This window comes from Oleiphilus sp. HI0079 (genome assembly GCF_001635105.1).
Map to the genome: position 1 here is coordinate 1 of NZ_LWFT01000174.1, position 754 is coordinate 754.

The window sequence follows — 754 nt, forward strand, 5'->3', positions numbered from 1 at the left end:
AGGATTCAACAACATATTAAATGTTTGTCCTGAGCTCTATGATCGAACATTTGTCCTAAACGGGGTTTCAAAGGCTTATAGCATGACGGGTTGGCGTATAGGGTATGCAGCAGGACCCGCTAAGGTAATCGGCGCAATGAAGAAGATTCAGTCGCAAAGCACCTCTAACCCAGCCTCCATTTCTCAAGCAGCCGCCACAGCAGCGCTCACTGGAGACCAAAAATGTGTAGCCGACATGGTGGTAGAATTTAAAAAGCGTCACGACTTCCTAGTGGNAGCGCTCAACTCAATAAGTGGCGTTAAGTGCTTGCCTGGTGACGGTACGTTTTATGTGTTTCCAGACTTTAGCGACGCGATCGCTCAAAGCAGTGCCAAAAACGACGTCGAACTTGCTGAGCTGCTGCTATCAGAAGCTGGTGTTGCGCTAGTCCCAGGCTCTGCATTTGGGTCAGAGGGCTGCATGAGACTAAGTTTCGCTACCAGCATGGAGACCTTAGAAGCAGCCGTTGCAAGAATTAAGAAAGTTCTTGGATAAGCACTTGACCAAGGCGCGCTAGCTAATTAAGATACGCGCCTCTTTTGAGATTCCCCGATAGCTCAGTTGGTAGAGCAACGGACTGTTAATCCGTGGGTCGCTGGTTCGAGCCCAGCTCGGGGAGCCAATCTCAACACCCCTCTTTGTATACAACGAATCCGTGGCAAACTCGATGACTTTGCCTAGTTCGAGCCCAGCTCGGGGAGCCAATCTCAACAC

1 protein-coding gene and 1 tRNA gene are annotated in these 754 nt (G+C 50.1%); both read left to right on the plus strand.

The window, feature by feature from the left end; translation table 11 throughout:
- Positions 1-535: aminotransferase class I/II-fold pyridoxal phosphate-dependent enzyme (locus A3750_RS02565; protein ID WP_156498328.1), on the plus strand; the 535-nt coding region annotated here is incomplete at its 5' end.
- Between the two features lie 51 nt (positions 536-586).
- A tRNA-Asn gene (locus A3750_RS02570) sits at positions 587-662 on the plus strand.
- Positions 663-754: the final 92 nt, after the last annotated feature.